Source organism: Oleiphilus sp. HI0043, assembly GCF_001634935.1.
Map to the genome: position 1 here is coordinate 1 of NZ_LWEY01001206.1, position 4,132 is coordinate 4,132.

Annotated in this window: 5 protein-coding genes; 1 reads left to right on the forward strand and 4 read right to left on the reverse strand. The window is 41.8% G+C overall.

Going from position 1 to position 4,132, the window contains the following annotated elements; all coding sequences use genetic code 11:
* From A3729_RS14415 to A3729_RS14425, 3 genes are all read right to left on the reverse strand, one after another.
* A partial coding sequence (locus tag A3729_RS14415) for an NADH:flavin oxidoreductase/NADH oxidase family protein (RefSeq protein WP_068634014.1) occupies positions 1-904 on the reverse strand: 904 nt, incomplete at its 3' end.
* A 168-nt stretch (positions 905-1,072) separates the two neighbouring features.
* A complete protein-coding gene (locus A3729_RS14420; RefSeq protein ID WP_068510722.1) occupies positions 1,073-2,068 on the reverse strand; it encodes a putative solute-binding protein in 996 nt (331 codons plus the stop codon).
* Positions 2,069-2,277: 209 nt separating this feature from the next.
* Positions 2,278-3,414: a patatin-like phospholipase family protein gene (locus tag A3729_RS14425; RefSeq protein ID WP_068510720.1), complete on the reverse strand. Its 1,137-nt coding sequence runs from the start codon at positions 3,412-3,414 to the stop codon at positions 2,278-2,280.
* Between the two features lie 291 nt (positions 3,415-3,705).
* Between A3729_RS14425 and A3729_RS31695 the strand changes: the two genes are divergently transcribed.
* Positions 3,706-3,870 carry a hypothetical protein gene (locus tag A3729_RS31695; protein ID WP_156497956.1) on the forward strand — a complete coding sequence of 55 codons (165 nt, stop codon included), beginning with the start codon at positions 3,706-3,708 and terminating at the stop codon, positions 3,868-3,870.
* Here the strand turns inward: A3729_RS31695 and A3729_RS14430 are convergent.
* The coding region (locus A3729_RS14430) for an integrase core domain-containing protein (protein WP_156490451.1) at positions 3,867-4,132 on the reverse strand (266 nt) is incomplete at its 5' end. The two genes, A3729_RS31695 and A3729_RS14430, sit on opposite strands and share 4 nt — an antisense overlap.

Below are 4,132 nucleotides of genomic sequence, written 5' to 3' on the forward strand. Positions count from 1 at the left end.
GTGGAATTGAAACGCGCTCGCGGATTTTATCTGCATATTCTATGAAGTATGCTTCGCGTCGGCGTGTTGATTCCTTAATGTTATGACCTACCATGCTTGGGCTTTCGTAGGTGCCGCCGGAAATTTCCAGTAAATCAATTCCCGCTTTTGCAAGGGTTTCGACTACTTCCATAGATTCTTCATGAGAGAACCCTCCTTTCGAGTAGTCAGCAGAATTTAATTTAATGCCAATTGGGTAATTATCATCTGTGGCTTCACGAATAGCACGGTAAACCTCTAATACAAAGCGCATTCTATTTTGTAAGCTACCGCCCCACTTGTCTTTTCTCTGGTTGTGGTGTGGAGATAAAAACTGGCTAACCAAATAACCGTGAGCGCCATGAATTTGTACACCATCGAAGCCTGTTTGTTTGGCAAGTTTTGCGGCGGTCGCAAACTTTTCGATTATTTCTAAAATTTCGCTTTCTTCGAGCGCACGAGGGGTGGCAAAGGTGTTTTCAAGCCCCCCACCTAAAGGAATAGCAGAGGGGGCGACTGGCTGCTTTGTTAAAAACGTTGGCGATTGCTTACCTGGGTGGTTTAATTGCATCCAAACTTTGGTGTCATTCTGCTTTGCAGCGTCCGCCCATTGAATGAAGCTCTCGAGGTCGCTTTCGTTATCTAGAACAACGTTTTTTGGTTCGCCAAGTGCTGCCCGGTCAATCATGACGTTACCTGTGATAAGTAACCCAGTACCGCCAGCTGACCAGGTACGATATAACTTAGCAAGTCGCTTGCCCGGATTGTGCTGTTTGTCTCCCAGTTGTTCGCTCATTGCAGACTTAAAGAATCGATTTTTAACGTTTACATTACCTTGTTGATATGGCGTAGCAAAACTTAGACTTGGGTGTGTAGTGCGTGACATGAGAACCTCGGTTTTTGGTTTTTATCTTATTTTGCTAATAATATAGATCTATATTTGTGACCGCTAGTCATGAATAGTGTAATACACATTCCTACCAATGGATTAATCGCAGACAATAAAAAGCCCGGCAACGGCCGGGCTTTAGAAAGTAAAAGCTAAGTTAGCAAATTACTCTGGTGTACCACACTCGGCAGCAGTTGGATTTTCAGAACAACGGATTTTCCAAAGCATTTTTAAAGCTTTAGGGTGGTGGTTACCCTCTGCTTTTAGAGCCATACGGATTTCACGCTTAAACTTAGTAATTTCTTCCTTAGTTTTAGCATCTGTTTTGATCCAATACTTCGCTGGGATTTCCGCTTCAGCATCCTTAACCATTTTATTAATGTCAGGAATACGAGAAAGAATGTACTCACGCATCTTTTGACCAAAGTCGTCTGCAAAGCGGTCCTTGTGAGTAACAAGCTGCATCATGCCGTAAAGGAGTTTTTCGTCGATAATACCGCCGTTCTCGCCGAGACCGTGATATAACTCAAATACGTTATAACCAAGCGCGACCATTGGTAGAATGTCGATATTACCGTTATTGAACTGGCCCGAGAAAGTGGTCAAAGAAGTGCCGACCGGAGACGCACCAACTAGGTTAGCAAGCTTCAAACTTTGTGGATCTTCGTTAAGAACCGAGATCTTTTTGCCGCTAAATTCTTCAACTGAGTCAATATTTCTGTCTCTTACGAATAGGTAAACAGAACCAACAGGCAAAGTACCAACCATCTCGTAATTACCATTCGTAAGTAGCTTGCCAACTTTCGGGTTAGTCAAGGCCTTTAGAACGATACCAAGCTGCTTCTCGTTGTTGATGCCACCAATTGCATCCAAGGTACCACCAAATGGAACGTATGGGCTACTCAATATAGAGGTAAGAAATACACCATCACACATACCGGCTTTAAAATCATTAGAGGCAACTTTTTCATCGGTAAAAGCTTCCAAATGGATATCTAGACCCCAAGGAATAGCTTTTGCTTTCAAGTCAGCGAAGAATGTCATTGCAGGACCGTTTTTTCCAACCGGGTCGTACATACAGAACTTTTTCTTTTCAAGTGCAGAAGCTGTGGCAGCAGTCGACAGCATTACTAGCGCAAGTATAATTCGACGAAATGTCATAATGTTTCCTTAATCCTCATTAATTGTTTGATGTGTAAGAACGTTCTTTTCTTATCGTTATTATGGTGCGAATTATAACAAAGACATGTTCGAAAAGAGACATCAAAATTGACTGCTAGTCACAAAAATAGATTTAAATTTTGGCAATATTAATATTTTCTTGTAAATACAATTGCTTACCATTTTCAGAGAGGAGTTGTTAAATTTGGTTAGCTGTTTTTCATATCTGCGTTAAAGAAACTTTCAAGCTCCTTGGACTTAGCTTGAGCGTCCTTGTATCCGAGAGCTATGAGCTCTCGCATAAACTCCCCTTCAAACAAAAGATAGCTAGCCAGGCTCACGCCGCCTTCAATTGGTTCCTTGTTTAGACCAAAAAACTGTTTAATAGGTCCGGGTAGTTTGGAAACATGTTTAATTGCAATTTCATCAATTGGTTCGCTTGGGTTTATCACCAAGGTATCAATAAACCTTAATCCCAAATCGTTGGCGACTGCTTCTGGGTCCTCAACTCTTTTTAAAAGGCTGTTGATGACAGCGACCTTTTCAACGTCCTTTTCTACAACATCAATAAACATTCCGTTTATAACATGCTCTAAGATAGAGGGTCGCTTTGGCTCTTTTTTACTTTCCTTGCGAATATGACGATTGGTGAGGTTCGCGCTAACACCAATAACCAAAATTCGATTCGCACCAAGGTGAACTGCAGGGCTAAGCGGTGCCATATTACGAGCAACACCATCGCCAAAGTACTCTCTATGTATCTTGACTGGTGGAAATATGGTCGGGATAGCAGAAGAAGCCATGAGGTGATCAAGCGTTAGTTTTGTTTTAACGCCCACCCTATTCCCTGATTGCCAACCAGTAAGGTGGTCTTCACCTTGGAAAAAACTAACACTTTGGCCGCTTCGATAACCACAACTTGTCACACTAACTGCCTGTATGTCGTGCTTCTTGATGTTGGTTGTGAGTTGTCCGAAATCAGCTTCTTTTTTTAATAGCTCTCTTAAGGGGGCGTTATTGAACATGGAGCCTGGCACATCAATGCCATCTCCGCTGACGAAACCTCTAACAAACTGGCCTAGGTTTTTTGCAAGATTCCAATAGTCGGATTTGTATACCTTATCAGAGCTAAGGTTTAACCAAAGATCTTCGAGACTGTCGACACTATGCCTGAAGATCTTACCCCCTCCTCCTAGCCCCACGGCGTTTAAAGCTCCTGCGGAACTGCCGCAAATGACAGGAAAGGGATAGTCAAAGCCAGGAAACTGTTCTGCAATTGCCTTAAGAACACCGGCCTGGTAAGCGCCTCGTGCACCACCACCCGTTAAAATCACCCCTGCTGTCATATTAATTATTCCAAATAATGTACTTTGTAAGAATGCTGCGATAGCAGCTTGTTTCCGCTCAAAGAATAGATAAGTCTCAATAGTAAAACTATTCTAGGGCATATATGCGGACAAGCACTAACCTTGCATAAACTTAATAGTGATAATAAAAATCTATATAGAATAAGACGGTCTATATCTGATCAAAAAAGCAGCATCTTTAGCGCTATAATTAAGTTAATGATAAAGATAGATCGTTATATGGTTTTCCGTTTTTAAATTAGAGCATTAATTTGTAGTCGGAGGTGTCCTATGAAACGTTTATATTACCTTAGCCCTTCAATTGACAGTGTCGACCAAGTTTCGAAAGATTTGCATGAGCATGGTATTACTGACTGGAACTTTCATATTATTAGTACTAATGAAGAGGGTCTATATAGCGGCGTTTTTCAAGGTAGTTGTCGCCTGAGCATTTAAGCTGCTTGTTTTTCCTTCTCCGGGTTCAACTTAACGTCACCCACTTTCTCCCAGTTCCGCGTAGCTTTTGACCACCTTATTTGGTTCTTTCTTTTCATCTTGCGATAAAGCTCATCCCTCTTCGATAATATTTCTTCATCCAGACCTAAGTGCCTTTGCTCTGGGGTAACAAAGTTAATTCGACTATGCCGGTGCTCTGTGTTGTACCAAGTGACAAACTCTTTCACCCAAGTTCTTGCTTCATCGATTGATTTAAATCCCT